This is a genomic window from Frankia sp. AgKG'84/4, from assembly GCF_023242965.2.
In the GTDB taxonomy this organism is placed as follows: domain Bacteria; phylum Actinomycetota; class Actinomycetes; order Frankiales; family Frankiaceae; genus Frankia.
Window position 1 is genome coordinate 1 of the sequence record NZ_JALKFU020001229.1, and the last position, 2,455, is coordinate 2,455.

General features: G+C 68.9%; 1 protein-coding gene and 1 pseudogene. One reads left to right on the top strand and one right to left on the bottom strand.

Going from position 1 to position 2,455, the window contains the following annotated elements:
• Window positions 1–267 precede the first annotated feature (267 nt).
• A complete protein-coding gene (locus MXD58_RS29065) occupies window positions 268–1,746 on the bottom strand; it encodes an NAD(P)/FAD-dependent oxidoreductase (RefSeq protein WP_248840347.1) in 1,479 nt (492 codons plus the stop codon).
• Window positions 1,747–1,982: 236 nt separating this feature from the next.
• Here MXD58_RS29065 and MXD58_RS29070 point away from each other — a divergent pair.
• Window positions 1,983–2,455 (top strand): annotated as a pseudogene (locus MXD58_RS29070) (hypothetical protein); the annotation flags it as partial.

The window sequence follows — 2,455 nt, forward strand, 5'->3', positions numbered from 1 at the left end:
TGTGGCTGGGTGATGCGTGTGGCTGGTTGGTGCGTGTGGCTGGTTGGTGCGTGTGGCTGGGTGATGCGTGTGGCTGGTTGGTGCGTGTGGCTGGTTGGTGCGTGTGGCTGGGTGATGCGTGTGGCTGGTTGGTGCGTGTGGCTGGTTGGTGCGTGTGGCTGGGTGATGCGTGTGGCTGGGTGGTGCGTGTGGCTGGTTGGTGCGCGGTCCGGCGCCACGATGGCGCCGGACCGGTGGGTCGCGGCCTTCTCGGTCGCGAACCCACCGTCAGCTCTTGGAGGCCACCTCTTCGTGGTAGTCCTCCTCGACGTTGACCTCCCACACGTCGTGGTGGGTGCCGTCGACGATGTTCTGCACGGTCAGCATGGCGGTCAGCATCGAGTGGTCCTGGTTGTTATAGCGGTGCATGCCGTTGCGACCCACGGGGTGCACATTCGGCGTGTTCTCCGCCAGCCAGGCCCGAATGATGTCGACGTTCTGCTTGTAAGCCATGTCATAGTACGGGTATGCCTTGGGCATGCGCACGACATAGCCCGTTTCGACCTGGCCCGACCGGATAAGGCCGAGTTCGAGGAGTTCCTTGGTGGCCAGCGCGACGAGGTCCTCGTCCGAGCTGTTCCACGTCTCGTCACCCTCGAAGACGAAGTATTCCAGGCCCAGGCAGGTCTTCCCGTCCTTGACCAGGAACGGCGACCAGGACGCGAAGTTCTGGATGCGGCCGACCTTCACCGTGGGGGCGTGGATGTAGATCCAGTTGTCCGGGAAGCCGGCGGACTCCGGCACGACCAGGGCCACGGTGAGGAAGTCGCGGTACTTCAGCGCGTTCGCCGCGTCGAGCACCTTCTGCGGCGCCGGCGGGTCCATCACCCGGACCAGCGACGAGAACGACATCGACGAGATGATCTCGTCGGCGGGGTACTGGTACTCGCTGCCGAGGTCGGACCGCGACGACTCAGGCGCACCCGCGCCCGGGCCGTAGCCACCGGTGACCTGGGTGGAGACGCCGGTCGCCCGACCGTCGGCGTGGTGGATCCGGCGGACCTTCTCCTCGAAGACGACCCGGCCACCCTGCTTGACGATCTTGTCGGTGGCGGTCTCCCACATCATTCCGGGCCCGAACTTCGGGTACTGGAACTCCTCGATGAGGGATGTGATGTCCTTCTGGTTCCGCTTCGGGAGAACCGCGTTCATGATGGCGTTCATCATGGACAGGCTCTTGATCCGCTGCGCGGCCCAGTCCGAGGGCATCTCGCTGACCTGGACGCCCCAGAGCTTCTCCGTGTAGGTCTTGAAGAAGGTGCGGTAGAGCCGCCAGCCGAAGCGGGCGACGAGCCAGTTCTCGTAGTTGCTCTGGTCCTTGGGCGGGCGCACCCGGGCCGCCGCGTAGGAGGCGATGCAGCGCGCCGCCTCCACGAGACCGAGGTTGCCCAGCGCGTTCGTCGCCTTCAACGGGTAGTCGAAGAACTTGCCGTCGTAGTAGATACGGCTCGAACGGGGCCGGAGCAGGAAGTCCTCGTCCGGGAGGATCTCGTGCCAGAGCTTCTCGACCTCCGGCACCTTGGTGAAGAAACGGTGGCCGCCGATGTCGAAACGCCAGCCGTCCCGCTGCGCGGTACGGCTGATTCCGCCGACGACCGAGTCACCCTCGATAATCGTCACGGGCACGTCCCGTTTCACCAGCTCCCAGCCGGCGGTCAGGCCCGCCGGCCCGGCCCCGATGACGACTACCTCTGGCTTTTCGGTCACTGTGCCGGACCTCTCCTCAACACACCTTCATGGTCACTCCCGCCGGCCGGAATGTGCGCGGCGGCTGCGGGGGCGCCGGACCCTGGGGCCGGCCACGGAAGGAAGTCTTGCACGGGGACGGCTGTGATCCTCCCGCACCCCCTCGCCGTTCCGGACCGGTCCGCCGTGGTACGCCCGGACCACACGGGACGCGGGGCCGCCGTAGCCCCCGCGGCGGGCTCTGGCATCGTGCGCACATGGCCTCGCCGGTCCCCGCCCAACGGACCGCCGCCACCGCCCGGCCCGCGCCGGGCGGTGCCGCGCGGACGCTCGCGCTGGTCCTCACCGGCTGGTGCGCACTGGCCTGGGGTATCGCGGCGAAGGACGGCCGGTACGGGGCCTGGGCCATGGGCTGCGTGCTACTCGGTGTCCTCGCCACCGCGCTCGCGGTCGCGCTCACCGGTCGCCGCCGCCAGCGGCGACCGAGGGCCGGGAGATGGCCGGCGGGGCTGGTGACGGGGAGCTGGGCGCTGCTGGCCGTGACGGTCGGGGTCGGACCGATCGTGCGCCATCCCCGCTACTACGCGAGCGGCTGGCCCGCGATCGCCGCCGACGCGCTCGCGATCGCCGCCGGACTGCTTGCCGCGGCCGCCATCACCGCCGCCTTGCCTGCCCGCGCCGCGGCGACCGCGGTTACGTCGACCGCCGCCCTGCCTGCGCGAGCCTGGCC